This window comes from Pseudomonas sp. TE6283 (genome assembly GCF_054060555.1).
Genome location: NZ_JBSSDH010000047.1, coordinates 1 through 1,234 on the forward strand (window position 1 = coordinate 1; position 1,234 = coordinate 1,234).

At 55.2% G+C, this 1,234-nt stretch carries 2 protein-coding genes; both read right to left on the reverse strand.

Annotated features, from left to right (window positions below; all coding sequences use genetic code 11):
• Positions 1 to 38: 38 nt before the first annotated feature.
• Positions 39 to 881 carry an IS3 family transposase gene (locus ACVWZ5_RS25515; RefSeq protein ID WP_336198132.1) on the reverse strand — a complete coding sequence of 281 codons (843 nt, stop codon included), beginning with the start codon at positions 879 to 881 and terminating at the stop codon, positions 39 to 41.
• Positions 878 to 1,186 (reverse strand): transposase, encoded by a 309-nt coding sequence (locus ACVWZ5_RS25520; protein WP_062574409.1) that lies wholly within the window; start codon positions 1,184 to 1,186, stop codon positions 878 to 880. The genes ACVWZ5_RS25515 and ACVWZ5_RS25520 overlap by 4 nt, the downstream gene beginning before the upstream one ends.
• Positions 1,187 to 1,234 lie beyond the last annotated feature (48 nt).

Sequence of the window (1,234 nt, forward strand, 5' to 3'; positions counted from 1 at the left end):
TGTTCTGGTCAAGTTTTTCCGGACACCGATTACGGTGATCAAGCCGCCTGCTGCTCCATGGCTATTGGCGACAGGTAGTTGTTGTAGCTGTGGAGCCTGATTCGGTTGTAGCGCATGAAGAAGCTGGTCATATCCTGTCTGGCTTCTTCGATCTCTGTGTAGCCCTTGCTGGGCACCCATTCTGACTTGAGCGTGCCGAACAAGCGCTCTGTCGGTGCGTTGTCCCAGCATTGGCCTCTGCGGCTCATGCTTTGGGTTATGCCATGCTCAAGCAGTTCGGATTGGAAGCGCTGGCTCGTGTATTGGCAACCTTGATCCGAATGAAACATCAAGCCCGCATGCTTGCCTCGTACTTCCACAGCCATTCTCAGTGCTTTGGTGACTAGGTTGGCGTCATTGATCAGAGAAAATGCCCAGCCAATGACCCTGCGGGCGAACAGGTCAATGACCACAGCCAAGTGATACCAGCGCTTTCCGACCATCAGGCTGGTAACGTCGCCGCACCAAACCTGATTGACTGCTGCTGGCCGGAAATTACGCTCAAGGAGATTCCTGGCCACAAATGCCTCAACACCTTTGGAGCGATATTGGTGGCGACGGCGCTGTCTGCTGGTCAGGTTTGCCTCCGCCATGAGTCTTCCAGCCAGGTATCTTCCTACCTTGAGCTGCTGGGCCTTCAAGTACTGAGAGATCATTCTTGCACCGGCACTTTCTCTGCTTTCAGCATGCAGTTGCACAACCTTTTCCCTGAGCGCATCGCGCTCGGTATCCGGTACTGAGCGGCGATGGAGCCAGTCGTAAAACGCGCTACGGGAAACGCCCAGAGCACTGCAAAGCTGGCTGGTCGGATACGAGCCTGACTCTCTCAGTTCCTCGATCAGGAAAAACGACCGGGATCCGACATCAAGAGAGCGGTAGCCTTTTTTAAGATTTCGGCCTCGGTCTCCAAGCGTTTGATCTTGGCGCGTAACTGCTGGAGCTCCCGCTGTTCGTCACTGATCGCCTTGGTGCCTGGCACTGGCTGTCCTTTCTGGCGTTCTTTACGAACCTGATCCACCCAGCGGCGCAGAGCCGTTGGACCGACGTCCATCGATGCGCAGACGTCGGGAACCGAACAGTTGTCGTCAAGAACCATGCTTGCAGCACGTTGCTTGAACTCGCGGGTATAGGTCTTTCGTTCTTGCATGGAACCTCCTGAATGGGCGAATCATATCGCCCTTAAGAGGTGTCCGGG

Excerpts from the sequence above, each read along its gene's own strand:
- ACVWZ5_RS25520 (WP_062574409.1), bottom strand. The coding sequence starts at position 1,186 with ATGCAAGAACGAAAGACCTATACCCGCGAGTTCAAGCAACGTGCTGCA.